This window comes from Sinorhizobium glycinis (genome assembly GCF_001651865.1).
GTDB lineage: Bacteria > Pseudomonadota > Alphaproteobacteria > Rhizobiales > Rhizobiaceae > Sinorhizobium > Sinorhizobium glycinis.
On sequence record NZ_LPUX01000053.1, the window covers coordinates 1,038,997 to 1,062,265 of the forward strand.

The following is a 23,269-nucleotide window of genomic DNA, read 5'->3' on the forward strand; positions in this document are numbered from 1 at the left end:
GCGACCAAAAAAGTTCCCCTCCCCAACCCCTCCCCACAAGGGGGAGGGGCTTGATTTGCCGCACACTCTTCACTCCCTTTTGACCGTTGCAACGAGGCAGAAATTTTCAGGCACGGCACTCGGCCGCAGCGGGCGCCAAAGCCCCTCCCACCTGTGGGGAGGGGTTGGGGAGGGGCAATGCTGCGCCTCGGCAGGCAGTCCATCAAGGATGACGAAGCGCCCCTATTTCCGCTATCACCGCTCCAAAACCGGGAAGCAGCGGATGTTCACGCTCCAGCGCATCGAGACCTCGACACAGGAAATCAAGAAGAGCCGCTTTCTGGCGATCGCCGGCCCGATCGGCGATGAGGCTTCGGCCAAGGCCTTCCTCGCCGTACATTCCGACCCGACCGCCAATCACAATTGCTGGGCCTGGCGGATCGGCCAGGCCTACCGCTTCAATGACGATGGCGAGCCGGGCGGCACGGCGGGCAAGCCGATCCTCGCGGCGATCGACGGCCAGTCGCTCGACCGGGTCGCGGTGGTCGTCACGCGCTGGTTCGGCGGCGTCCTGCTCGGCAGCGGCGGGCTGATGCGCGCCTATGGCGGCACCGCCGCACTTTGTCTCAGGGCGGCGGAGAAGGTCGAACTCGCCGAAACTCTGCGTGCCACGATCGCCTGCGACCTCGGCGATCTCGCGCTCATCAAGGCGCGGCTCACCGCCCGCGGCATCGCAATCGCCAGCGAAAGCTTCACCGACACCGGGGCGGTGCTGGCGGTCGACCTGCGGAAGGAGATGGCGGAAGCGACGCTCGCGCTTGTAAGTGATCTCAGTCGCGGCCGGGCTTTCTTGTCGATGGAGAACTGAACGCCACTTTTCCTCGGTCTCATAATCATCTTACAAATGATCGATAAAGATGCATGGCGTCGCGGCGAAGATAGGTGATCGAGGAGACCTTCAGGTGAAAACGAGGATTTTGGGACGGACGGGCGCAAGCATTTCGGAGATCGGCTTCGGCGCCTGGCAGATCGGCGGCTCCTGGGGCGATGTCAGCGAGGAGGACGGCAAGCGCGCCCTTCACGCCGCGCTCGACAGCGGGGTCAACTTCATCGACACGGCGGACGTCTATGGCGACGGACGTTCCGAAAAGATCATCGCGGCAGTGCTGAAGGAACGCGGCGGAAAGAAACCCTTCGTTGCGACCAAGGCAGGACGACGACTGAATCCGCATGTCGCCGACGGCTATACCGGCGCCAATATCGAGGCCTTCATCGACCGTAGTCTAAAAAACCTCGGCGTTGATACCCTCGATCTCGTCCAGCTCCACTGCCCGCCGACCGACGTCTACTACCGGCCCCAGCTCTTTGAAGCACTCGACCAGCTGGTAGCCAAGGGCAAGATCCGCCACTACGGCGTCTCGGTCGAGAGGGTCGAGGAGGCTTTGAAGGCGATCGAATATCCGGGCGTCGCCACGGTGCAGATCATCTACAACATCTTCCGCCAGCGGCCACAGTATCTGTTCTTCGCCGAGGCGCGAAAGAAAAATGTCGGCATCATCGTGCGCGTGCCGCTCGCCTCCGGCCTGCTTTCTGGCAAGATCGGCAGGGACACGGTCTTCGCCGCCGACGACCACCGCAATTTCAACCGCCACGGCGAAGCCTTCGACGTCGGCGAGACCTTCGCCGGCGTGCCTTTCGAGGCGGCGCTTGAAGCGGTGGAAGAATTGCGCAAGCTGGTGCCTGCCGATGTGCCGATGGCGCAGTTCGCGCTCCGCTGGATCCTTGAGCAGGAACCCGTTTCCGTCGTCATCCCCGGCGCCCGCAACGCCACCCAGGCGCAATCGAATGCGGCGGCGAGCGCCCTTCCCCCGATCGACGGCACGGCCATGCAGGCGATCGCAGCAGTTTACGAGCGGCTGATCAAGGTTCATGTTCACCAGCGATGGTAAGGGGTTGCGGCTGCGCATTCTGGCGTTCCGCCAAGGCAAGGCAACGATGAGCGAAGCCTTCGATCTCACGCGCTTCGTCGAGGCGCAGCAAGGCGTCTATGAGACCGCGCTGGCGGAGCTTCGCGCCGGCGCCAAACGGACCCACTGGATGTGGTTCATCTTCCCGCAGATCCGTGGTCTCGGCCATTCATCGATGGCGCAATATTATGCGCTGGCGGACATCGCCGAGGCGCAGGCCTACCTCAAGCACCCGCTTCTTGGGCGACGCCTTCTCGAATGCACGGAGGCGGTGAATACAGTCACGGGCCGCAGTGCGCTGGAAATCTTCGGCCGGCCGGACGATCTCAAGTTCCGCTCGTCGATGACGCTTTTCGAGGCCGCTGCCCCGACCGTCGGCGCCTTCGCAAGAGCTCTCGACCATTACTACAACGGCGCCAGGGATGCTCAGACAATGGAAATTCTCGGCAGGGCGTGATACCGGCCCCTTCACAGCAAGAGCCTGGCCTGCCCTGAGCCTGCCGCCAACGCGCCGCACTGCGCCCTTGTCAGCAGAGTCCAACGCGCAAGCGGAAGAGAAGCCAGATCCTATTACAATTATGCGCTTCGGCTTCAGTTCCAACATGAATGCTGAGAGTATGTAGGCCCCCTAAGATTAAAATAAGGTCTTGAGCCATCATAACGGCTGGACTTGCCGAGCCACCTTTTGAGCGGCGGCACGTGGTGACAAGTCATGACCGATCCACAGAGATCAGCCAGGCATGGTACGGCCGTGCGTCTCGGCGTTATCCGGGCGAGCTTGGCTGTCGCCCGGTCCAGCGGTTTGCGGCTTCGGAGCCGGTGGCAGGAGCAGTTCCTCCAGGAAGTATGCAGAGAGCGCGGCGCGCCCGGAGAGCTCGGCTTTGTGGTAGACCGAGGTCGCCTGCTGGCGGATTGTCGCTTCGCTCGCTCCCCTAATCCGCGCGATTTCCTTGTGGCTGAAGCCCTTGAGCAGGAGCAATCCGACCTCCTGTTCCGCCTGGGTGCAGCCCCAGGCCGCGAATTGGCGCTGAATGGCTGCGCCGAGTTCCTGGAAATGATCGGCGAGATCGGCACGCCATTGAGCATTGCTTTCGCGGATGCGCGCGACCTTGTCGCGCAAATCGACGTTATCGGCTTCCTGCACGCGAAGGCGCGATGATACCAGCGCCACGCAGGCCGAGCAGCCAACCAGAAGCGCGATGCTCACCGCCTCCGTGAGCAATTCCGCGACGGAAAGCTCCTCCTCCTCCTTCACCACTTCGAGGCCAAGCAGCAGTGCGAAGGTTCCAGCCGCACCCGCGACCAATATTTGCCGGCCACGTCCCTTGGTCCAATCCATCGTCCCTCTCGCCGCAGGCGGCGGCGCCCCGCAACTCGCAGTGCCGCCGCCATTGTGCGCCCGCCCTTGGACCTTCGCAACAGACGGGCGCCGATTGAAGGACTCAGACAAAGAAGAAACCGTCGGCGCTGAGCGACGCGATGCCTTTCAGTCCATTGTCAGACGTTCCGTCGAAATGCCCATCGGTGCCATCAAGATGAACGTGACTGAGGCGTTCGAGATGGCCGAAATCCACCCAATCCCCGTCCGCGAGGAGACCGTCCCTCCCGTCGAGTTCGAAATCGGCGATCCGTCCGACACGATGGAACCCATCGGCGAACTCGAAGGTGTCGCCAGCCACCCAGTCGTCGAGCGTATCGCCCGCCGAATCTTCGGCCCCGCTGTCGCCCGCGTCCTCGGTTTGCTCGTCGTCGGGGACGTCGCCTCCGACTTCGCCGGTCGACCGGTTAACGGCTGCGTTTCCAGTTTTTCCGCCTCCGGCCTCACGTACGAGCTGGCTGAGCGTTTCGGCGGGGATCGGTGCGTCGCTGACAGCCACAATCGCGTCATTGAAATCACCGTCATATTCGGGACTGGTGTTGAGGCGGTCTTCGAAGCCGATGATCTCGATGCCGCTTGCCCCTGCCGCGCCCGACGAAAGCCCGATCGCCTGCATGCTGCCGGCGGGGTTCAACAGATTGCCACCGTCATCGGCGCCGAGCGCGCTCAAGGGCTGGATCGGCAGGATGTTGCCGGCATCATCCATGACGGTCGGGGCGAAGAGATCGTTCACGTTGGCCGGCGCGCCCGTCAGAAGGTTCTTGAGCTGCAGGCCGCCATCGGTGAACTCGTCCAGATCAACGCCGATCTCGTCGGTGCCGCGCACCAGGAAGAGACCCAGGGTCTGGCCATCCGGAACGTCGACGGCGACCGATGTCCCGCTCGTCGCAGCGGAGAGATCCGCGACCAGTATGCGTCCCTCGCTGATGGTTCCGGTCGCCTCATCGATGAAATAGGCGCCCAGTGCATCGGCGCTGTCCGTGGAGCCGCCGAGCACCGTCACCTGCTTCGTCGTCCCGGTCCCGGCGAAGTCCGCCACGTCGAGATCCCGTATGTCGGCGAGATCCTCGATCGTCTTGCCTTCCTCGAGTTTCGTCAGGGCCGGCGTGACGTCGTCGCTATCGTCGGGATCCTCCTGCCCGACAATCCCTTGCCGGTAGAGGTCCACCGTCGATGTCGTCGTGCCGTCCGGCGCCACGGCGGTTTCGGTGATCAGGCCCACGCCGGGTGCGTAAAATTTGAACTCGACACCGGTGGAGAGCGCCGAACTGTCGATGGTCTTGATCACGTCCTTGAATTTGCCGAGGGGCGTTTTGAGGCTGAGCCCGGTCTCGGCGAGGATGCTCTCGTCCTCGGCAATACCCGGCGCGAATTCTTGATAGACGGCAGGTCCGAACTCCGGGCTCGCCTTCATCGCCCAACCGGGCTGATTCCCCGGATCGTCGGCCGACCATTGGCCTTCGTGGTTGACGCCAATGAAATTACCGTCGTCATCGTATTCGTAGTTGACGACGATCTCGCCGAAGTACCAGACATTGCCGGCGGTATCCTGCGCGTACCAGTCGAAGGTGTCCTCGAGAATCACATCGTCCTCGTAGACCGTGTCGCGGATCACCGTCGTGGTGACCCCGCGCACTTCGAATGTCGCAGAGGTGGTGAAGAAGTCATTGCGCTCCGTCGTGACCTCCCCCGTGTCGGGATCGATTTCGTCGCCGCTGTAGCTCAGGACGTGACCGGGGATCAGGGGGAAGTAAGGGTTGTTGATCGGCGCTCCGGGGATGAAGGTCGCCGCACCAAAATTCGGCAAGATGGCCATGACATGTCCTCCGAGGTGATGGCATCGCGGACACGCCCCAGCCGCCCGCTCGCCGCCCGAGCATGCGGTTACTGTCGTCTCACGGGAATCCGGCAGGCGTGACGCGGAAAAGGCCCGGTCATTCAACGAACTGGACGAGCCGTCCTACGGATGTGAGATAAGCTGCCCGCGCGAGGATCCTGGCCATGGCCAGGACATAGGCGGCCGCCGCGTCCGGCAAGGCCGCCGGTTCGCTTGCCGTGTCCAAGGGAAAACGTTCGTCGGATGTGTCGAAGGCCGCAGCGGCATTGGTGCCAACCAAATCATCGGCTATGGTCTCGGCCCGGGCAAAAACAGGATGACGGCCATGCGGATTTCCCTTTCTTCGGTAGAAGGCATTAGCAAGCCCGCTGGCCGCCTCCACAGTCTCGCCCTTGCTCGCCAACTCCGGCCAGTGCCACGGCCAGCCGTCGGTGCGCAGGGTTGAAGAGGCCGGTATGCATCGTCCTCGCCGTCGTTTGCAGCGGTGCCGTGTTGCTGGTCTTTCCGGTTGCAGCGATGGCCGAAGACCGGCTGCCGGTCCTTGTCGAAGGCTGCGCGGCGCCTTGTGCCGGTTATGAAGTCTCGGCCGAAGTTCAGAACGACTGGGTGTTTGCCGCCGATCCCTCGCTCCTGAAATCCGACGAACTGGAACCGACAATCACGGTCGACCTGTTTCTTGCACCGACTGACAATCTCCGGTTCGCCACCTCCATCATCACCGAACACGTCATCGAGCGGGAAGCTGGCGAGAATCAAATCTTTCACGGCGTCGGGTCCTACTTGGCCGAACTCTATACCAGCGCCGAAGCGGGACCCGCTACCATCAGGGCCGGAAAGTTCGATACGATCTTCAGCCTTGCCAGCGAGGTTGCGCCGGGGATCAATGCCACGGAGCTGCTCTCGGATATCGACGCGGACGAGCGGCTTGGCGCCGAAGTCGTGCTTGACTTCGCCGGCCTTGGCATAAAGCAGGCCTTGGCCGCGACTGCCTTCACGACTGACCGGTCGTTTCTCAGCAATTCCCTGTTCACCCGTCGCGGCCGGACGAGACTGTCCGACGGGGGCGCCGGCAATACCGATGGCCTCTCCTCCTTCTCGATCACGCTTGATGGCTGCAGAGGGGCGGAGCCAGTCGCGTGTTATTCTGACGGCGATTTCGGCTATAGGTTCGGCATGCGATATCAAGCCGCCGGACAGCCCAGCCGCGAAGAACCTGAGGATAGGCTGAAGGGTGGCGACGAACTGGCCTACCTCGCCGCCGCGACGACGAGCGTGGAACTGGACGAAATGACACTCAGATTGCTCGGCGAAACTACTTACCTTCGGCATTTCGACGGCGGCTCCGACGATGCCTGGCTACTCACGGGCTCCGCGGCACTTGAACTGGAGCCGGTAACTTATGTTGCGAGCTATACGCAGCAACTGAACCTCGTTGCCGGGGAGCCGGACACGCGCGAGCATCTTGCCGATTTCGAAGCCATCTACGAGCCCCAGGAAGGCACGTCATTCGAAGGTTGGGAATTCGCCGCTGCCTACACGGTTGCGCGTGACGCCGACGAGACCGCCCACATCTTCAGCGTTCGAGCGGTGTTCAATTTCGACGGGGACGTGGAACTCGGAGCGCAGTGAGACACGAGCAGCGGCCCCTTCACCGATGCCACGCGAAGCGCTGTGAGCTGCCCGACGCAAGCGTACCCGCTGCGATTGCCTGCGGCCATTCATCGTTGACTCCGCAGACGATCAGAGCAGAATGATCCCTTTCTGCGTCACTATTCAACAGAAGGGGCGCCTACGATGACGATCGCAAGGAAACTCCAGAACTATATCGAGACCGAGGGTATCGACTACGACACCGTCCCTCATCACCGTACCGCTACGACCAGCCAGACGGCGGAGGCCGCCCATGTTCCGGGCAACCGGCTGGCTAAATCCGTGGTCGTGCACCATGAGACGGGCTATGTGCTTGCCGTCGTTCCGGCCACGCATCGGGTCGAGCTCTCGACGCTGCAGGATGTCATGAACAGGCGTCTGGGCCTCGCTTCGGAGGAAGAGGTCAGCTCGCTCTTTTCCGACTGCGATATCGGCGCAGTGCCGCCCATCGGATCCGCCTATGGCGTACCGGTCATTCTCGACGAGAGTCTCGACAAGGCCAACGACGTCTATTTTGAGGGCGGCGACCACAGAACCCTCGTGCACATGAGCGGCGCCAGCTTCCGCAACCTGACGCGGGATGCGCAGGTGGCTCGGTTCAGCCATCCCGGTTGAGTGGCACCAAATACGCCCCGCTGCTTGTACCTAAAATCGGCTGCGATTTGAGGCACAGCACCGTGGTTTCAGCGCCGGCCCCGTCGGTGGCGCCAGGCGCGCCCGATAAATGCGCCCAAGGCTGCGGCGATCAGCGCCCCGCCGATCACGGCGGCGATTCTGGCCAGAGGCTCCGAAACGGCAGTTGCATCTGCGCCTGCTTCCGATCCAAAAGTCCCGTCGATCCGGTGCAGTCCCCCGACAGGCGCGAAGAGATTGTCTCGGCGGCCCGGATTGGCCGGCTGGTCGGTCTGCTGTGCCTCGATCGCCGTTCGCGCCAGGAGCCGGTCCAGCATCGAGGGCGCAACAATATTGCCCAGAATGATCAACGATGTACGGTTCCCGAGCCAGTATTCGCGCTTCGGGTGGAGTGCTGCACGAACGATAGCGGCTGCCGCCACCTCCGGCCGGTAGACCGGTGCGACCGGCCTCGGCTGCCTGTCCACGTGCGCACGTGCCCAATCGAATTGCGGCGTGTTCACCGCAGGCAAGTGGACAGCGGTCAGCGCGATCTTGCTCCCTTCGTGAATGAGTTCGGCGCGGAGGGAATCTGTGAAGCCGCGGATGGCATGCTTCGCGCCGCAATAGGCGGCCTGAAGCGGAATGCCGCGATACGCCAGCGCAGAGCCTACCTGGACGATTACTCCCCGATTACGGGGACGCGTTACGCCGAGGGCAGCCATCGTGCCGTGGACATATCCGAGGTAGGTCACTTCCGTTACGCGCCGGACCTCTTCCGCAGAGATCTCCGCCACCGGCGAAAACACGGTGGCCATCGCGTTGTTGATCCAGATATCGATCGGCCCGAGGCGCCGCTCACATTCGTCGGCGGCAGCGAACACGGCGCTGGCATCTGCCACATCTGCCGCAACGGCAATTGCTTTCGCGCCCCTGGACTGCGCTTCGGCCGTAGCATCAAGCAGGCCCTGACTTTTCCGGGCAATCAGGCAGACCTTCGCGCCCCTTTCCGCAAGGGCAACAGCGGTTGCCCGTCCGACGCCGGCGGACGCTCCCGTTACGGCTACCGTCCGCCCTGATAGTTGGGGATGGTGCAGGGGTTGAAGCAATTTTACTCCTGGACGCTCCCAAGCCGAGTCAGCTTCATTGCCGGCTGCGCGTCCCGTCCCGGCGGATGCACCGATGCGCGACTAAACCATCGGTTCTTCCAACCCGCTCCTCTGGTGCGACTTCCACAGGTAGTAGCCGAGCACAGATCCGAAGAAGAAGGTATGGGCGATGAACTGTACCAGCGGACTCGATTCCAGGAACCAGGGGAACAAGGCCGGCGCGATCACATAGAAGTTGATCAGCCAGAGGGCGAGCCCGAACAGGCTGCCTGCTCCGATGAAGGCAACGGCGCCTCGCAGCATTGCTGCGATTTCACCGAAGATAATCCCGTAGATGATCGCAAGGACGAAATGCACGACGACGCCGGCGATGCCCGCCGTGACGAGCGAATAACCAGCATCGAGTGCCGCCGGACCGAGCGCGATGGCGCCGATCATGCGCAGGGGCATGAAAAACGCCTCCGCACCCATCATCGACGCGCTGGCGATCATTTCGAAGGCGGCAAAGACGATGCCCGCGACCATGCCGGCGATGGCGCCCTGCCGAAGACCCCACCGCATGTCGCGCGGTGTCACTGGTGTGTGGATGTATTCCCGATAGGCCATGGCTGTCACTCCCTTTCGGGCGCAAATTTCCGCTCAAGAAGAACGGGCCGAACCGGCCGGCTGTTCCCGCCTGCCGGGTGGATACACGGGAAATTGAACGCTCGAAATTTCTCGCGCATCACCCGGCGTAATATCCTGCAGGTGTGGAGCCGCCGATATGCCCCTTGAACGACCCGACCACAGCCTCATTCGCCTGCGGGCACGTCCGGAAACCATCTATGTAAGCAAGGGCCGCACCGTCCTGGCAACGGACCGCGACGGCTTTCTCGCCCAAGGGCCCGACAAGGGACTGTTCGTTCATCAGACCAGGCTTTTATCCCGCTATCGATATCTGATCGACGGGCGTCCGCCACACGCTGTTTCTGTTTCCAACGTGGCACAGCACTCCTGGCTTGGCTATTACATCGCTCCGCCCCCGAAGGCATACACTCGTCATCCGAAAGTTTCGGAAATAGCCCAGGAAACGATCGAGCTGCGGCTGTCGCGCTATGTCGGCGAAGGGCTGCACGAGGATGTCGATCTGGAGAACTTCACGCAAGAAGGCGTCAGCTTCGCACTCGAACTCGAGCTGGACGCCGATTTCGCCGATCAGGACGAAACCCACGGCAACCGCAAGCAGGTTGGACAGCTAAGCTGCAGCTGGAGCGAAGGCGAAGAAGCTGCCGAGCTCAGGTTCGACTATGAAGCCCATCAACCGTACGACCATCAGGGCGAGAAGGGCACAGCCTCGATCCACCGCGGGCTCAGAGTTCGCTTTTCGAACGCGACCACGCGGCCACGACATGAAGATCAGCGGATCGTTTTCCGGATCAACCTCGCCCCTCGTCAGCATTGGCATTGTTGCATTGACTTTGTTCCGGTGATGGACGGTCGCGATCTGCACCCGATCTACAGCTGCGGGTCGTTTCAGCCGCGAGCAAATGACTATGACCGCTCGTCGCAAGTGTTCATGAGCGAGGCCACACGCTTTGCCACCCCCGAGAGCATGACTCTGTCGAATGTGGTGATCGGGACGCTCGAACAAGGCAAACGTGATCTCGACGCTTTGCGGCTCCACGATCTCGATACCGCCGAACGAGCCTGGACGGTTGCGGCGGGCCTGCCGACCTACATCGCGCTGTTCGGTCGAGACACACTCACTGCGGCCTGGGAGGCAGCACCCGTGACGAGCGATATCATGCAAGGGACCTTGCCTGTGCTCACAAGGCTGCAGGGAAAGGAGATGAACGACTGGCGGGACGAGGAGCCGGGGCGAATGCTGCACGAAGCCCACACCGGCCCGCTTGCCACCCTCAACCATACCCCGAAGGGCCGCTATTATGGTTCGATCACGACGTCCGGCTTCTACCCCTTCGTCGTGGCGCAGCTGTGGCACTGGACGGGCGACAAGGCCTTCGTCAAGCCTTACCTCGACCCGGCAATCGCCGCTCTCAAGTGGCTGGACGAGTCCTGCGATGAAGATCACGACCGCTTCTGCGGATACAAGACGCGCTCGGAACTCGGGCTTGAAAATCAGGCCTGGAAGGACTCCAGCGATGCGATTGTCTACGAGGACGGATCACAGGTGCCGAAGCCGGTTGCCACCTGCGAAGAACAGGGAATCGTCTACGCCGCCATGATGAACCTTGCAGAAGTCTTGTGGTGGTTCGACCGGGGAGACGAGGCTAAGCACCTGTACAAAGCGGCCAGGGAACTCAAGAAACGCTTCAACGATGCCTTCTGGATGGAGAACGAGGGCTTCTTTGCAATGGCCCTCGATCCGGACAAGCGCCAGGTCGGATCGATTGGCTCCAATGCTCTGCACTGCGTCGCCACGGGCATTGCCGATACTGCCCTTGTCGCTCGCACCCTTGAGCGGCTTTTTGCCGAGGACATGTTCACCGGCTGGGGCGTGCGGACGCTCTCGTCGCTGCATCCGGCCTTCAATCCCTATTCCTACCATCGCGGTACCGTCTGGCCGGTGGAGCACGGCCCATTTGCGATTGGCGCCTATCGCTACGGATGTCATGACTATGTCGAACGGATATGCCGTTCGCAGTTCGAAACCGCCGCGCTTTTTGATTTTTGTCGGTTGCCGGAATGTATTGCCGGGCATCAGCGGGACGAGGACCATCCGTTTCCCGCGGTGTATCCGACCGCCAATTCGCCGCAGGCGTGGTCGGCGACCACCCCCTATACGTTGCTCCAGGCCATGCTGGGGCTCCAGCCCTTCGCCCCTTTGCGGGTCTTGTTCATCGACCCGTGGCTTCCGGCCTGGCTGCCCGAGATCACGCTTTCCAATCTGCATGTTGCGAATGCGACCGTTACCATCCGCTTTTTCCGCAAGGCCAACGGCCGAAGCGGCTATCAGGTGCTGGATAAACGCGGCTCTCTGCACGTGCTTCGGCAGCCGAGCCCCTGGTCGCTCACGGCAACCTACTGGGAGCGCGCCAAAGACGCTCTCGCAAGTCTGGCGCCGGGCCACTGAAGTGGGTGCAGCTTGGCGACCGCTGCTTGGGTGCTCTCCCGAGATACGCCTGACTCAAGCTCCGGCGACAGGAGAAATCTTGTCGCACGAAATAGGTCAACGATCCTGCCCTAAAGGCAAAATAGCGTGGAAATCGACATAGGAAAAGATGGCGCACCCGAAGAGATTCGAACTCCTGACCCCCAGATTCGTAGTCTGGTGCTCTATCCAGCTGAGCTACGGGTGCGTGCCTGAAGCGATGACCACCGCTTGCGTGGCGATCCTCTAAAGCGTCCTTTCGGGGATTGCAAGCGCCTTTCGGCAAAAAACTTCTTTTTTGCGGACGACGGTGAAAGGCCGCTTTGTGGCAACAACCGCCGCAAGGAGGATCAGCTGCGCCCCTTGGCGCGGAAGGCATCGAGCCGCACCGGGCGGTCCGGCAGCTCGATGCGAAACAGCGTGCCGGGGGTCGGCTTTTCGACGAGCGCGATGGTGCCGCCATGGGCGAGTACCAGTTCGCGGGCGATCGCAAGGCCGAGCCCCGTGCCGCCGGAGCGCGCCGAACCGCGGAAGGCGGTGAAAAGATTTTCGCGCGCCTTGGCCGGCATGCCCGGGCCGGTATCTTCGATCGAGATCGTCACCACGCTGCCCGTCCGGACGGCGGAGACGGAAATCATCCTCGGGCGACCGTCTTCGGGCTGGTGGTTCGTCAGTGCCTGGACGGCATTGCGGCAGATGTTGTGGACGACGCGGAAAAGCTGCTCGCCGTCCGCATCGACCATGATGTCGTCGCGGATCTGGACATCGAATTCGATGCCGCTCTGGCGGTCGACCGCCAGGAGCTCGCCGACATCCTGGACAAGCGGGCGGAGCGCCACGAAGCGGCGGCGCGGTTCGGCCTCGGCCGTCCGCCCGTAGGAGAGCACCTCCTGCGTGTAGCCGACGGCTCGGTCGATGGTCCTGAGCAGCGTCGGCGCGAAGCGCTTGACCACCGGGTCGTCGACATCGGAAAGCCGGTCGGAGATCAGCTGCGCCGAGGACAGGATGTTGCGCATGTCGTGGTTGATCTTCGAAACGGCAAGGCCGAGCTCGGCGAGGCTTTTCTGCTGCTTCAAGGTCTTCTGCAGTTCGCGCTGCATGCTGGCGAGGTGCTGGCCGGCGACCGCCAGCTCGTCGCCGCCTTTCGGCGGCACCAGGACGCGTTCCGGACTGGAAGGCTCGTCGGAAAATTCCTGCATGCTCGCCGTCAAGCGCTTGATCGGCACGATCAGCATGCGGTTGATGGCGAGGAAGATCAGCGCCGCGGTGATCAGCGAAATGACGATCGACAACAGGAACACGTTGCGCGAGTAGACGAGCATGGCATTGCGCAGGCTCCCATCCTTCATCACAAGTTCGATCGTCGCATCGCTCTCGCCGAGCGGCCCATAGACGCGCATGACGCGCTTGCCGCCGAAAAGCAGCGTATCGAAAGCGTCGCGGATGGCGCCGAGCGCCGTGAAGTTGGCGATGTCGTATTCGCCGTCGATCGCGGGCGGCATGTCGACCGTCGCGATCATGCGCGAGGCATCCTTGCGGCGGATGACGATCGCCTTGGTGCCGGTGGCCATCAGGGTCTCGCGCTGCACGGCGCGGGGCAGCTCGATGTTCTGAAGCCCATCGACGACCACGGCGGCGGCAGCCACGGTGTTCAGCCGGTCCTCGAGCCAGCGGATACGCATGTTTGCGACGGAGGGCACGAAGATCAGCACTTCCGCCAGCATGACGAAGACTATCGTCAGCAGCAGAAGCTTGCCGGAAAGCCCGCGCAGAAATCCGACGGCCGCTCGCGGCGGCGCACTCTCATTGGCCGGACGTGCGTCTTCTACCATGACCTGTGACTATTCCCTGCCCTCAGCCGAAACGCCGCAAGATGCGGATCGCAGAACGAACGAAGCGATTTCGCGCCATTGGAGAATAATAGGAGATCGCCGCCTGTTTTCCAATCTCGGAAAGGGTGGGATAGGGCGCGACATAGTCGCGAAAATGCTTGAGCGTCAGCCGGTTGGCAACGGCGAAGGCCCAGAGGTTGATCATCTCGCCTGCACCTGCGCCGGCAATACCGGCGCCGAGAATCCGCCCGCCTCGGCCGACCACGACCTTGACCATCCCGCGCCCCAGGCCGTCGGTTCGGGCCCGATCGCTTCCTGACATATCCGAGCGGACCAGCTCGATCGCGCCGAAGCTTGCGCGCGCCTCGTCCTCGGTCGGGCCGACCTGGGCAATTTCCGGGTCCGTGAAGGTGACCCGGGGGACGATATCCCGGATTTCGCGGGCCGGCAGGCGGAAGAGGATTTGCTGCAGGACGAGCCTGGCGTGGTAGTTCGCCGCATGCGTGAACTGCAGGCCGCCCGCCGCGTCGCCGACAACATAGACGCGGCGGTTGCTCGTGCGCAGGTCCGCGCCGACGTGAATCTGCCCGGCATCGTGACGAATGCCGGCGGCGCCGAGGTTCAGCGCCGCATGATTGGCAGCGCGGCCCGTGGCCAGCAACAGATCGCTTCCTTCGATGCCGAGCGGCCCGCTTTCATGCTCGCAATGCAGCAGGACCCCATCGCCAGCGCGTTCGACCGAACGAATGACGGTGCGTTCGTGGAGAGTCGTGCCTTCGGCTCGGACGGCGTCGAGGACGATCGTCTTCAGTTCCGGATCTTCCCTCGAAAGCGCATCGGCCTTCTCGACGACCGTGACGCGGGTTCCCAGCCGGCAATAGGCCTGGGCCATCTCAAGGCCGAACGGCCCGGCGCCGACGATAAGGAGGTGCCGGGGCACATGCTTGAACTCGAACAGCGTTTCGTTGGTAAGGTGAGGCGTCTCGGCCAGGCCGGCGATCGACGGAATGGCTGGCGAGGAGCCGGTGGCGATGACGAAGCGCCTGGCGCGAATGAGATGATCGCCGGCGGCGACCGTCCGGTCGTCGATGAAGCGGGCCGTTTCCTGGATGACCTCGACGCCGAGGCCCGAAAAGCGCTCGACGGAGTCATGCGGCGCAATACCCTCGATCACCGAGCGAATGCGAGCCCGAAGCCTTTCACCGTCAATGAACGGCTCTGCCGCCACCAGGCCGAACGCGCCTGCCTGGCGCATCGCCTGCGCCTGCCTTGCCGCCGCGATCAACGCCTTCGACGGCACGCAGCCATAGTTCAGGCAATCGCCGCCCATCTTGCCCTGTTCGACGAGAACGACGGGAACGCCGAAGGCGGCCGCACCGGCGGCGACCGACAGGCCGGCCGCACCGCCGCCGATCACGCAAATGTCCGGTTTGAGTATCTTGCCCACGCCGCGCGCCTTCTCGTCGTCAGCCTTGTCGACGTGACTTTATAAGCCTGTAGGCGAGAGGCAATGCCGCAAACAGCGCCAGCACCAGAAGGACCAGCGAAATTTCCTTCGTTGCAAAATCCGAAAGCGCCAGCGCGTGACCGCTCTCGCCAGCGCGGGCGATCACGTCATCGAGTTCGCAGCCGAGCCACGCATAGGCAAAAGTCGCCGGAACGATGCCGATGAGAGTGGCGGCGACGTAGGTACGCAGCTTCACGTCGAAAAAGGCCGGCGCGATGTTGACGACGAAGAACGGAAAGACCGGCGCCAGCCGCAAGACCAGCAGGTAAAGGAAGGCATTGCGCCGGAACCCTTCGGCGAGGCGCTCCAAAAAGCGTCCGGCACGCCGTCGCAGGAGATCGCCGAGGACGCCGCGCGCCGCGAGAAACAGGAGGCTTGCTCCCAAGGTAGCCGCGAGTACCGTGATCGCGCCGCCGAGGAAGGGGCCGAACAGAAATCCGGCAGAAATCGTCAGCACCGATGCCGCGGGGATCGAGAAGACCACGGCCGCGACATAGACAGCAAAGAATGCCAGGGCGGAACGGACGGGATAGGCGTCGACATGGAGGCTCAGCGCTTCCTGATGACGGACGAGCTCTGACAGCGAAACATAGTTCTGCAGTCCGAGGGCATAGGCGACCACTCCGCCCGCAAGCAGCAGCGCAAGCGGCAAGGCCCGCCAGCGCGACCGGGCACCTCCGAAAACGCCGTCCTTCCGGCCCAGGCGAACGCTCAGGGCTCTTTCTTCTTCCGCCCCGTTGCTGACACCATGGCTCATGAACTTCGCTTTCGCGTGACTTAATTCCTTGACTTAGAAGGACTCCAGCCGGCCGACCAGTAAAGAATGGTCGCGTCCTTAAACGAGAGCGTGAACGGCCGGCCATGACAACTCACGTTGCCGTGAGAATAGGAAGCCCGCCGGCGGCGGCCGGCGGGCTTGTTGATCTGCTCGATTTTGTCTCGGGCTCAGAACTCTTCCCAATCGCTGCGGACGGCAGCCACCGAGCCGCCGCCGAAGGCGCGGGCGACCGTTCCCATCATGCGGCGGGCGGGCGATGCGACGGGGCGGCTCGTCTCCCTGGCGGGCGTGATCGCATGCGCCGGCTCGTGGTCGACCTTGAAATAGGTGATGAGGGTAGCGAGACCGTTAGCTTCGGCTGAGAGCTTGTGCGTCGCCGCATTTGCCTCCTCGACCATGGCGGCATTGCGCTGCGTCACCTGATCCATCTGGTTGACGGCGGTGCTCACCTCGCCGAGCCCCGTCGACTGCTCGCGTGCGGCGATCGCGATCGAATGGATGTGATCGTTGATTTTCAGAACGCGCGTCTCGATCTCGCCGAGCGCAGCACCCGTCGCCTGCACGAGCTTGACGCCGGTCGCCACCTCGCTGCCGGATTTCGAGATCAGCGCCTTGATGTCCTTGGCGGCGCTGGCGGCACGCTGGGCGAGTTCGCGCACCTCCTGCGCGACGACCGCGAAACCCTTGCCGGCGTCGCCGGCACGGGCGGCCTCGACGCCCGCATTCAGCGCCAGCAGGTTCGTCTGGAAGGCGATCTCGTCGATGACGTTGGTGATCTGGCCGATCTCGCTCGAGGCCTGCTCGATGCGCCCCATCGCCTCGATGGCGTTGCGCACCACGGAGGCGGATTCGGCGGCGTTTTCCTTCGCTTCGGTCACCATGAGCGTCGCCTCGTGGGCCCGCTCGGTCGAACTGCGCACCGCCGCGGTGATCTCGTCGAGGGCAGCCGAGGTCTCCTCCAGCGAGGCGGCCTGCTGCTCGGTCCGCTTCGACAGGTCGTCGGCGGCCGAGCGCAGTTCGGACGCGTTGCCGTTGATCGAATCCGTTGCCGAGCGCACCTCGCGTATGGTCTTCTGCAGGGTCGAGAAGGTCTCGTTGACGTTCTTCTGCAGTTCGGCGAAGGCGCCCTGGAAGCGGCCATCCATGCTCTGCGTCAGATCGCCTGCCGCCAGACTCGCGATCACCCGCCGCGTTTCGGCAATCCCGCTGTCGACGCTGCCGACGAGTTCGTTGACGCTGGCGGCGAAGCGGTTCAGATCGTCGTTGTCGTAATCCTTGCCGATACGCTGTGTGAAGTCGCCGGCGGCCGCGGCCGCGACGACGACGCCGATGCTCGACTGCAGTTCGGCGCTCTTTTCACGCAGCGCCGCTTCCTGGGCATTGAGCTCGCGCACCGCAAGTCCGTTCTGCTTGAAGACCTCGACGGCCGCCGCCATGTCCCCGATCTCGTCCTTGCGCCCGGCAAAGGGCACGTCGACCGAGAGATCGCCGCCGGCCAGGACCTTCATCCTGCCGGTCAGGTCGACGATTGGGCGGCTGAGATGGTTGGTGCCGATATAGAAGGCCGCGCCGATGCCGGCAGCCATGCCGAGGCCGGCAATGCTGAGGACGATGAGGACGATCGTGCTTTCGAAGGCGGCGATCTCTTCGGTGATGGCCTGGAGGGATTCCCGGTCGGCATCGACGACCACGTCAATCTCCGCCTGGAAGGCCTTGCGGTTGGCACGGTTGGCCTCGTTGTTGCCCTGCTCGTTGGCGGCCTGCGGCGAGACCTCCCGGCCGAGGCGGGCCGTTTCGGTGCGGAACAGCTTGAATTCCTCGGCGCGCTTGGCCACCGCGTCGAATTCCGGCAGCCTGTCTGCCGGCACCAGCGGGCGCCAGTCCTTCAACAGCGCGTCGATCTTGTCGAGGTTCTTGATGATACCCTCAGCGAAAGGCGTGGCCTTCTCGATTGTCGGCGCTGCATAGACCCCGCGCGATTCCATCACCACGGCCGTCACCAGGCGGTTGAGCCGCTCGCCCTTGAAGCTTCGTTCGGACGCGTTCTGGAGTTGTTCAAGTTCGTCGCTGTATTTGGACACGATCAGCAACGACATGCCGGTGATGGCGATCGCCAGCAGGCTCATGATGCCGACGATCAAGTATATCTTTCCGCGAATTCTCATTTCCTGCTCCCCCTTCCGCGCCGCTCACCCTTTACGGGCACAGGCACGCGGCCTACACGCATTAGTAAATTCTAAAATATCTTCGGTTAAAAAAGCCCTGACGTTTTCGCGGAAAATGGACCGGGTGAGACATCGGCTCCGCCGGAACTGCCCCTCCGGCCGGGCTCGCTTCGCGGGAAGGACATGGCGGGAATTGACTTTGCCGGACATTTGTCCTTATAAGCCGCGCACGTCCGGTCAAGCCGCCCGAAGGCGAAGCTGTGTCCGGTAACGTAAACGCTCTTGCAATTTGCAAACTCAAGAAGGGCCGCACACCGCGGTATTTAAATAAATGAAGCGTACCTACCAACCGTCCAAGCTTGTCCGCAAGCGCCGTCACGGCTTCCGTGCACGTATGTCCACCAAGGGTGGCCGCAAGGTTCTCGCAGCCCGCCGGGCTCGTGGCCGCAAGCGTCTTTCGGCCTGAGCCGAAGCTGCCCGAAAGCATTGTTTGGGCACATGACGTCAGAAAAAGACAAGACCACTGTCGGACGGCTGAAAAGCCGTCCGCAGTTTTTGGCGGTCAGGGCTGGAGAAAGCCGCAAAGGCCCGCTATTTCTCCTCGAAGTTCTTGACCGGAACGATCCGGAAGGCGAAGCCCGCGTCGGCTTCACCGTTACCAAAAAGCACGGCAGCGCGGTTGAGCGAAACCGGATGCGCCGACGCCTCAAGGAAGCCGTGCGGCTTTCCGCCGGGTTTGCAATGAAACCCGGACACGACTATGTGATTGTCGCCCGACGCGATCTCCTGAATGCACCTTTTAACGCATTGACCCGGGCGCTACGGGAGCGCATCGAAAACAAGCCGAAACCGAAGCGGCCCCCGGCCGGTTCCAGGAAACCATGATGGAAAACAACCGCAATTATTTCGTGGCGATAGCGCTCTCGGTGCTGATCCTCGTCGCTTGGCAGTTCTTCTATGTCAATCCACGGATGGAAAAGGACCGGATCGCTGCGGAAAAAGCCCAGCAGACGCAGCAGGCGCAGCCCCAGCAGGGCGGCCAGCAGGCGGCGCCGGGCCAGGCACTTCCCGGCGGCGCAATCCCGGGCGCCGGCGAAAGCCGAGACCAGGCCGTGGCCAAGTCTGCACGCGTCGCGATCGACACGCCGGCGCTTTCCGGTTCCATCAACCTGACCGGCGCACGCTTCGACGACCTGAAGCTCAAGGGCTACCGCGAGACGGTCGATCCGAAGAGCCCGGTCATCACCCTCTTCAGCCCGGCGGAGACCGCGGACGGCTATTTCACCGAGATCGGCTATATCGGCAGCGACGCGACCGGCTCCGTACCTGGCCCGCAGACCGTCTGGACGCTTTCGGGCGGCGACAAGCTGACGCCTGCAACGCCGGTCACGCTCACCTACACGAACGACAAGGGCATCACCTTCGCCCGGACCATCTCCGTCGACGATCGCTATATGTTCCAGGTCGTCGACAGCATCAAGAACGAGGGCGCCGCGCCGGTCTCGCTTTCCTCCTATGGCCGTGTGACGCGCTTCAACAAGCCGACGACGCCGAGCATCTACGTGCTACACGAGGGCTTCATCGGCGTGGCGGGCGAAAACGGCCTTCAGGAGGTCGGCTATTCGAAGGTCGAGGACGACCAGCCGGTCGAACCGGGCAAATCGACGGGCGGCTGGCTCGGCATCACCGACAAGTACTGGGCCGCGACGATCGTCCCGCCGCAGGAGACGCCCTTCGACATCCGCTTCTCTCACTTCGCCGACGGTCGCCCGCGCTATCAGAGCGATTACAAGAGCGATGCCATCACCGTCGCGCCGGGCCAGTCTGCGGAAGTCAAGAACCTCGTTTTCGCCGGCGCGAAGGAAGTCCCGGTCGTCGACAACTATGAAGTAGCTTATGCCATCCCAAATTTCGACAAGCTGATCGACTGGGGCTGGTTCTACTTCATCACCAAGCCGATGTTCAAAATGATGGACTTTTTCTTCCGTCTGTTCGGCAATTTCGGCATCGCGATCCTCATCACCACGATCGTCGTCAAGCTGATCTTCTTCCCGCTCGCCAACAAGCAATATGCTTCGATGGCGAACATGAAGAAGGTCCAGCCCAAAATGGAGGAACTGAAGAAGAAGTTCGGCGACGACCGCATGGGACTGCAGCAGGCGATGATGCAGCTTTACAAGGACGAGAAGATCAATCCGCTGGCGGGCTGCTGGCCGATTCTCATCCAGATCCCGGTGTTCTTCGCGCTCTACAAGGTCATCTACGTCACCATCGAGATGCGCCACGCGCCGTTCTTCGGCTGGATCCGTGACCTCTCCGCCCCCGATCCGACGACGATCGTCAACCTCTTCGGCCTGCTGCCGTTCGATGGTCCGGCCTTCCTGCATCTCGGCATCTGGCCGATCGTCATGGGCATCACCATGTTCCTGCAGATGCGCATGAACCCGACGCCGCCGGACCCGACCCAGGCGATGCTGTTCACCTGGATGCCGCTGGTCTTCACCTTCATGCTGGCGTCCTTCCCGGCGGGCCTGGTGATCTACTGGGCCTGGAACAACACCCTGTCGATTGCCCAGCAGTCGATCATCATGAAGCGCCAGGGCGTGAAGATCGAACTCTTCGACAATCTGAAGGGGATGTTCGCCAAGAAACCCAAGCCGGCGGAATAGCCGGCACCCAACTTTTGCTCCGCGGCCCCGGATCGAAAAGTCCGGGGCTTTTTCTTTCACGTACGGCGGGGCGTCAGGGCAGCGGGCGCGGCCGCGCTTGACAAGCAGTCTCAAAAGCCGGATGCCGGCGCGGCAAAGAGGAACGTCAGAACATGTCGGGGAAGAACAATCAGAACGCCAGTGTCTTCGGCCGGCCGTGGATCTTCATCCGCGGCGTGCCGGCGATGAAGTTCCTGCCGCCGGAGGGGCCGACGGAGGTCGCCTTTGCCGGCCGTTCCAATGTCGGCAAGTCGTCGCTGATCAACGCCCTCGTCGGCCACAAGGGCCTCGCCCGTACCTCCAATACGCCCGGGCGCACCCAGGAACTCAACTATTTCGTGCCGGACGGCTATTCCGGCGAGGCCGACGATCTGCCGCCGATGGCGCTCGTCGACATGCCCGGCTACGGCTACGCCCAGGCGCCGAAGGAGCAGGTCGATGCCTGGACGAAGCTCGTCTTCGATTATCTGCGCGGCCGCTCGACGCTGAAGCGCGTCTATGTGCTGATCGACGCCCGCCATGGCATCAAGAAGAACGACGAGGAAGTGCTGTCGCTCCTCGACAAGGCGGCGGTCTCCTACCAGATCGTGCTCACCAAGACCGACAAGATCAAGGCCGCCGGCGTGCCGCGGCTGATCGCCGAAACGCTCGACAAGATCAAGAAGCGGCCGGCCGCCTATCCGGAGGTGTTGTCGACGTCCTCGGAAAAGGGCGCCGGGATCGAAGATCTGCGCTCAGCAATCGAACAGGCCGTCCTGCGCTAAAACCGTCATGCGCAGCACCGGTCGCCTGCGCTGCCATACACATCTGCCGCAACTCACTACCCGGCGAATTCAGCCGCTCTATCTTCCTCGCTGGCGACGACAGGCGCTCGTCGCCCTGCATGTTTCCCTGGGCCGCAACCCAAGGAGACATGCAGCATTCAAAAGTGCTGCAGCGACCTTTGTGCGCCTGGAAGACGCATTGCGCTGCAGTGTCAGAGGAGAGAGAGATGTCCGACTTGATTGTCATTGGTTTCGACACGCCGGAGGAGGCCGACCGCGTCCTCCTGAAGCTCCATAGCCTGAAGAAGGAATATCTGATCGATCTGGAAGACGCGGTCGTCGTGGTGCGCGATGCCGAGGGCAAGGTGCATCTGAAACAGAGCATCAATCTCCCAACTGTCGGTGCGGCCTCGGGCCTCCTGTCAGGCTCGCTCTGGGGCGGACTGGTCGGGTTGCTTTTCCTGAACCCGCTCGCAGGTTTCGCGATCGGCGGCGCGATCGGCGCAGGGGCCGGAGCCCTCTCCGGTTCGCTTGCCGATTACGGCATCGACGACGATTTCATCAAGTCGCTCGGCAGCACGATTCCGAACAACTCTTCCGCCCTCTTCATCCTGGTGCGCAAGGTGCAGCCGGAAAAGGTGCTCGCCGAGTTGTCGGGACTTCGCGGCCGTGTGCTGAAGACCTCCCTCTCCCCGGAGCAGGAGCAGAAGCTCCAGGCCGCCCTTTCCGATGTGCAGACGCCCTCGCCGCAAGCCGGGACGTTTTGATCTGCTGCTAAAGCGCGTGGCGTTCAAACGTATTCACGCGGCGCGCTTTAGGTCTTTGTTTCATGGATGCCGTCATCCCAAAACCGCTGCACACTTTTGGGGGACATGCATTAGGTTGGCATCCCCTCGCCAAGCCACGTTAGGGAACGAGAGGCTGCGGCATGCCCCTTCTTCCCGCTTGCGTCCGCTTGCGGGGAGAAGGTCGCGGCAGCGGGATGAGGGTTGCCGACGACGATGCTGACCTGCATGTCTCGTACGTTCAACGATAGCCGGCAGTGCCTCGGGCGAGGACCGGGCCGCTGGGAGAGCCGGTCGGCGAACCACCGCGCGGCTCGAGGCTGACGGCGAGGGTCGAGCCTTCGGTGATCTTCGTCCGCATCGAGGGAGGAACCCGGAACTCGCCTTCACCGGACTGCGGCATAACGCCGAGGGAGATCGCAGGATCGTTGCCCCGTAGCAGCCAGAGTTCGAGGGATTTTTCCCCGCTTTGGCTCGCCGCAACCGGAGTCAACCGCAGCCGTCCGGAGCCGACGTCGAACTGGGCAACAAGACCCACTGAAATGCCTTGCCCCGTCAGTTCTGCCACCAGCGGCCGGCCGCCCGAACCGCCGCCGAACAGTCCCGCCAGGGAGATCACCAGGACGGCGAGGGCGGCCAGCGACGCGATGGCGAGGCTGCGCCAAAAAGACACGGAACTCCACAATCCCGTGGAATCGCCCACGCCGCCATGCAGCGGCCGGCGCTCGACGGCAGGCAAGGCGCGCGGCGGCGCAATCGTTTCATAGGCGGAGTCGAGGGATGCGAGGTTGTTCCGCCAGCGCAGCACCATGGCAGCGAAGTCCCCGTCGGTCGCCATGCGCGCTTCGACCTTGCGGCGGTCTTCTGCGGACAGCACGCCCAGCACGTATTCCCCGGCGATCACCTCATCGCGGCGGGAATCCCCGCTCTCGGGTTTCTGCGTCGTCATCGTTCCATGCTCTCTCGATTCGAGAGATTTCACCTCGGACTTAAGCAGGATCAGCCAAATCCCAAATCTCGTCAATCGTACAGGTGACAGCTTTTCGCCACGGGCCGGCGTCATCGTGGGTCGACTTATGTTGCGCCCGGATCATTCCATCCGGCGGA

Annotated in this window: 21 protein-coding genes and 1 tRNA gene; 11 read left to right on the forward strand and 11 right to left on the reverse strand. The window is 62.8% G+C overall.

Translation table 11 applies throughout. From position 1 onward, the window contains the following. Positions 1-262: 262 nt before the first annotated feature. From AU381_RS09695 to AU381_RS09705, 3 genes are all read left to right on the forward strand, one after another. Positions 263-847, forward strand: a complete 585-nt coding sequence (locus tag AU381_RS09695; RefSeq protein ID WP_064241891.1) for an IMPACT family protein — start codon at positions 263-265, stop codon at positions 845-847. A 94-nt stretch (positions 848-941) separates the two neighbouring features. Next, positions 942-1,928 carry an aldo/keto reductase gene (locus AU381_RS09700; protein ID WP_064241500.1) on the forward strand — a complete coding sequence of 329 codons (987 nt, stop codon included), beginning with the start codon at positions 942-944 and terminating at the stop codon, positions 1,926-1,928. Positions 1,929-1,974: 46 nt separating this feature from the next. After that, complete coding sequence (locus AU381_RS09705) at positions 1,975-2,403, forward strand: DUF1810 domain-containing protein (protein ID WP_064241892.1); 429 nt, start codon at positions 1,975-1,977, stop codon at positions 2,401-2,403. 273 nt (positions 2,404-2,676) lie between these two features. On the opposite strand, the gene AU381_RS09710 is transcribed toward AU381_RS09705, so the two are convergent. The 3 genes from AU381_RS09710 to AU381_RS09720 all read right to left on the reverse strand — a co-directional run bounded on the left by AU381_RS09710 (position 2,677) and on the right by AU381_RS09720 (position 5,564). Beyond that, positions 2,677-3,285, reverse strand: a complete 609-nt coding sequence (locus AU381_RS09710; RefSeq protein WP_064241501.1) for a helix-turn-helix transcriptional regulator — start codon at positions 3,283-3,285, stop codon at positions 2,677-2,679. A 103-nt stretch (positions 3,286-3,388) separates the two neighbouring features. Further along, entirely contained in the window at positions 3,389-5,140 is a 1,752-nt protein-coding gene (locus AU381_RS09715) for a hypothetical protein (RefSeq protein ID WP_064241502.1), read from the reverse strand. Between the two features lie 118 nt (positions 5,141-5,258). After that, the gene (locus AU381_RS09720) at positions 5,259-5,564 is read right to left on the reverse strand and encodes a hypothetical protein (RefSeq protein ID WP_064241503.1); all 306 of its coding nucleotides are present in this window, start codon (positions 5,562-5,564) and stop codon (positions 5,259-5,261) included. Between the two features lie 38 nt (positions 5,565-5,602). Between AU381_RS09720 and AU381_RS09725 the strand changes: the two genes are divergently transcribed. Continuing rightward, positions 5,603-6,790, forward strand: coding sequence for a hypothetical protein (locus AU381_RS09725; RefSeq protein WP_064241504.1), 1,188 nt, complete (start codon positions 5,603-5,605; stop codon positions 6,788-6,790). A gap of 165 nt (positions 6,791-6,955) precedes the next feature. Beyond that, a complete protein-coding gene (locus AU381_RS09730) occupies positions 6,956-7,426 on the forward strand; it encodes an aminoacyl-tRNA deacylase (RefSeq protein ID WP_064241505.1) in 471 nt (156 codons plus the stop codon). 68 nt (positions 7,427-7,494) lie between these two features. Here the strand turns inward: AU381_RS09730 and AU381_RS09735 are convergent, their stop codons facing one another. After that, positions 7,495-8,532 (reverse strand): SDR family oxidoreductase, encoded by a 1,038-nt coding sequence (locus tag AU381_RS09735; RefSeq protein WP_082909751.1) that lies wholly within the window; start codon positions 8,530-8,532, stop codon positions 7,495-7,497. Positions 8,533-8,613: 81 nt separating this feature from the next. Then, positions 8,614-9,138, reverse strand: coding sequence for a hypothetical protein (locus AU381_RS09740; protein WP_064241506.1), 525 nt, complete (start codon positions 9,136-9,138; stop codon positions 8,614-8,616). A 157-nt stretch (positions 9,139-9,295) separates the two neighbouring features. Between AU381_RS09740 and AU381_RS09745 the strand changes: the two genes are divergently transcribed. After that, on the forward strand, positions 9,296-11,605 hold the full coding sequence (locus AU381_RS09745; RefSeq protein ID WP_064241507.1) for an amylo-alpha-1,6-glucosidase: 2,310 nt from the start codon (positions 9,296-9,298) through the stop codon (positions 11,603-11,605). Positions 11,606-11,754: 149 nt separating this feature from the next. Here the strand turns inward: AU381_RS09745 and AU381_RS09750 are convergent. The 5 genes from AU381_RS09750 to AU381_RS09770 form a co-directional block, all read right to left on the reverse strand. After that, positions 11,755-11,831, reverse strand: a tRNA-Arg gene (locus AU381_RS09750). Positions 11,832-11,973: 142 nt separating this feature from the next. After that, on the reverse strand, positions 11,974-13,455 hold the full coding sequence (locus AU381_RS09755) for a sensor histidine kinase (protein ID WP_064241508.1): 1,482 nt from the start codon (positions 13,453-13,455) through the stop codon (positions 11,974-11,976). A 22-nt stretch (positions 13,456-13,477) separates the two neighbouring features. Then, positions 13,478-14,902 (reverse strand): dihydrolipoyl dehydrogenase family protein, encoded by a 1,425-nt coding sequence (locus AU381_RS09760; protein WP_064241509.1) that lies wholly within the window; start codon positions 14,900-14,902, stop codon positions 13,478-13,480. A gap of 19 nt (positions 14,903-14,921) precedes the next feature. Beyond that, entirely contained in the window at positions 14,922-15,719 is a 798-nt protein-coding gene (locus AU381_RS09765) for a TVP38/TMEM64 family protein (protein ID WP_064241510.1), read from the reverse strand. A gap of 188 nt (positions 15,720-15,907) precedes the next feature. Further along, the gene (locus AU381_RS09770) at positions 15,908-17,905 is read right to left on the reverse strand and encodes a methyl-accepting chemotaxis protein (RefSeq protein WP_064241511.1); all 1,998 of its coding nucleotides are present in this window, start codon (positions 17,903-17,905) and stop codon (positions 15,908-15,910) included. 331 nt (positions 17,906-18,236) lie between these two features. On the opposite strand from AU381_RS09770, the gene rpmH reads away from it, so the two are divergent. From rpmH to AU381_RS09785, 5 genes are all read left to right on the forward strand, one after another. Beyond that, positions 18,237-18,371 (forward strand): 50S ribosomal protein L34, encoded by a 135-nt coding sequence (rpmH, locus tag AU381_RS28385; RefSeq protein ID WP_077068067.1) that lies wholly within the window; start codon positions 18,237-18,239, stop codon positions 18,369-18,371. A 20-nt stretch (positions 18,372-18,391) separates the two neighbouring features. After that, positions 18,392-18,790 carry a ribonuclease P protein component gene (gene rnpA / locus AU381_RS28390; RefSeq protein ID WP_162273412.1) on the forward strand — a complete coding sequence of 133 codons (399 nt, stop codon included), beginning with the start codon at positions 18,392-18,394 and terminating at the stop codon, positions 18,788-18,790. After that, entirely contained in the window at positions 18,790-20,574 is a 1,785-nt protein-coding gene (gene yidC / locus AU381_RS09775) for a membrane protein insertase YidC (RefSeq protein WP_174552525.1), read from the forward strand. The genes rnpA and yidC overlap by 1 nt, the downstream gene beginning before the upstream one ends. Positions 20,575-20,726: 152 nt before the next feature. Next, complete coding sequence (yihA, locus tag AU381_RS09780) at positions 20,727-21,377, forward strand: ribosome biogenesis GTP-binding protein YihA/YsxC (protein ID WP_064241513.1); 651 nt, start codon at positions 20,727-20,729, stop codon at positions 21,375-21,377. Positions 21,378-21,604: 227 nt separating this feature from the next. Further along, positions 21,605-22,144 (forward strand): DUF1269 domain-containing protein, encoded by a 540-nt coding sequence (locus tag AU381_RS09785; RefSeq protein WP_064241514.1) that lies wholly within the window; start codon positions 21,605-21,607, stop codon positions 22,142-22,144. 259 nt (positions 22,145-22,403) lie between these two features. Here AU381_RS09785 and AU381_RS09790 read toward each other — a convergent pair whose 3' ends face one another. Further along, positions 22,404-23,111 (reverse strand): anti-sigma factor, encoded by a 708-nt coding sequence (locus AU381_RS09790; protein WP_064241515.1) that lies wholly within the window; start codon positions 23,109-23,111, stop codon positions 22,404-22,406. Between the last annotated feature and the right edge of the window lie 158 nt (positions 23,112-23,269).

What these genes read in the sequence shown, in the direction of transcription:
- AU381_RS09695 (WP_064241891.1), top strand. Translation starts at nt 263, where the DNA reads ATGTTCACGCTCCAGCGCATCGAGACCTCGACACAGGAAATCAAGAAG.
- AU381_RS09705 (WP_064241892.1), top strand. Translation starts at nt 1,975, where the DNA reads ATGAGCGAAGCCTTCGATCTCACGCGCTTCGTCGAGGCGCAGCAAGGC.
- AU381_RS09710 (WP_064241501.1), bottom strand. Translation starts at nt 3,285, where the DNA reads ATGGATTGGACCAAGGGACGTGGCCGGCAAATATTGGTCGCGGGTGCG.
- AU381_RS09715 (WP_064241502.1), bottom strand. Translation starts at nt 5,140, where the DNA reads ATGGCCATCTTGCCGAATTTTGGTGCGGCGACCTTCATCCCCGGAGCG.
- AU381_RS09730 (WP_064241505.1), top strand. Translation starts at nt 6,956, where the DNA reads ATGACGATCGCAAGGAAACTCCAGAACTATATCGAGACCGAGGGTATC.
- AU381_RS09740 (WP_064241506.1), bottom strand. Translation starts at nt 9,138, where the DNA reads ATGGCCTATCGGGAATACATCCACACACCAGTGACACCGCGCGACATG.
- AU381_RS09745 (WP_064241507.1), top strand. Translation starts at nt 9,296, where the DNA reads ATGCCCCTTGAACGACCCGACCACAGCCTCATTCGCCTGCGGGCACGT.
- AU381_RS09755 (WP_064241508.1), bottom strand. Translation starts at nt 13,455, where the DNA reads ATGGTAGAAGACGCACGTCCGGCCAATGAGAGTGCGCCGCCGCGAGCG.
- AU381_RS09765 (WP_064241510.1), bottom strand. Translation starts at nt 15,719, where the DNA reads ATGAGCCATGGTGTCAGCAACGGGGCGGAAGAAGAAAGAGCCCTGAGC.
- AU381_RS09770 (WP_064241511.1), bottom strand. Translation starts at nt 17,905, where the DNA reads ATGAGAATTCGCGGAAAGATATACTTGATCGTCGGCATCATGAGCCTG.
- rpmH (WP_077068067.1), top strand. Translation starts at nt 18,237, where the DNA reads ATGAAGCGTACCTACCAACCGTCCAAGCTTGTCCGCAAGCGCCGTCAC.
- yidC (WP_174552525.1), top strand. Translation starts at nt 18,790, where the DNA reads ATGGAAAACAACCGCAATTATTTCGTGGCGATAGCGCTCTCGGTGCTG.
- yihA (WP_064241513.1), top strand. Translation starts at nt 20,727, where the DNA reads ATGTCGGGGAAGAACAATCAGAACGCCAGTGTCTTCGGCCGGCCGTGG.
- AU381_RS09785 (WP_064241514.1), top strand. Translation starts at nt 21,605, where the DNA reads ATGTCCGACTTGATTGTCATTGGTTTCGACACGCCGGAGGAGGCCGAC.
- AU381_RS09790 (WP_064241515.1), bottom strand. Translation starts at nt 23,111, where the DNA reads ATGACGACGCAGAAACCCGAGAGCGGGGATTCCCGCCGCGATGAGGTG.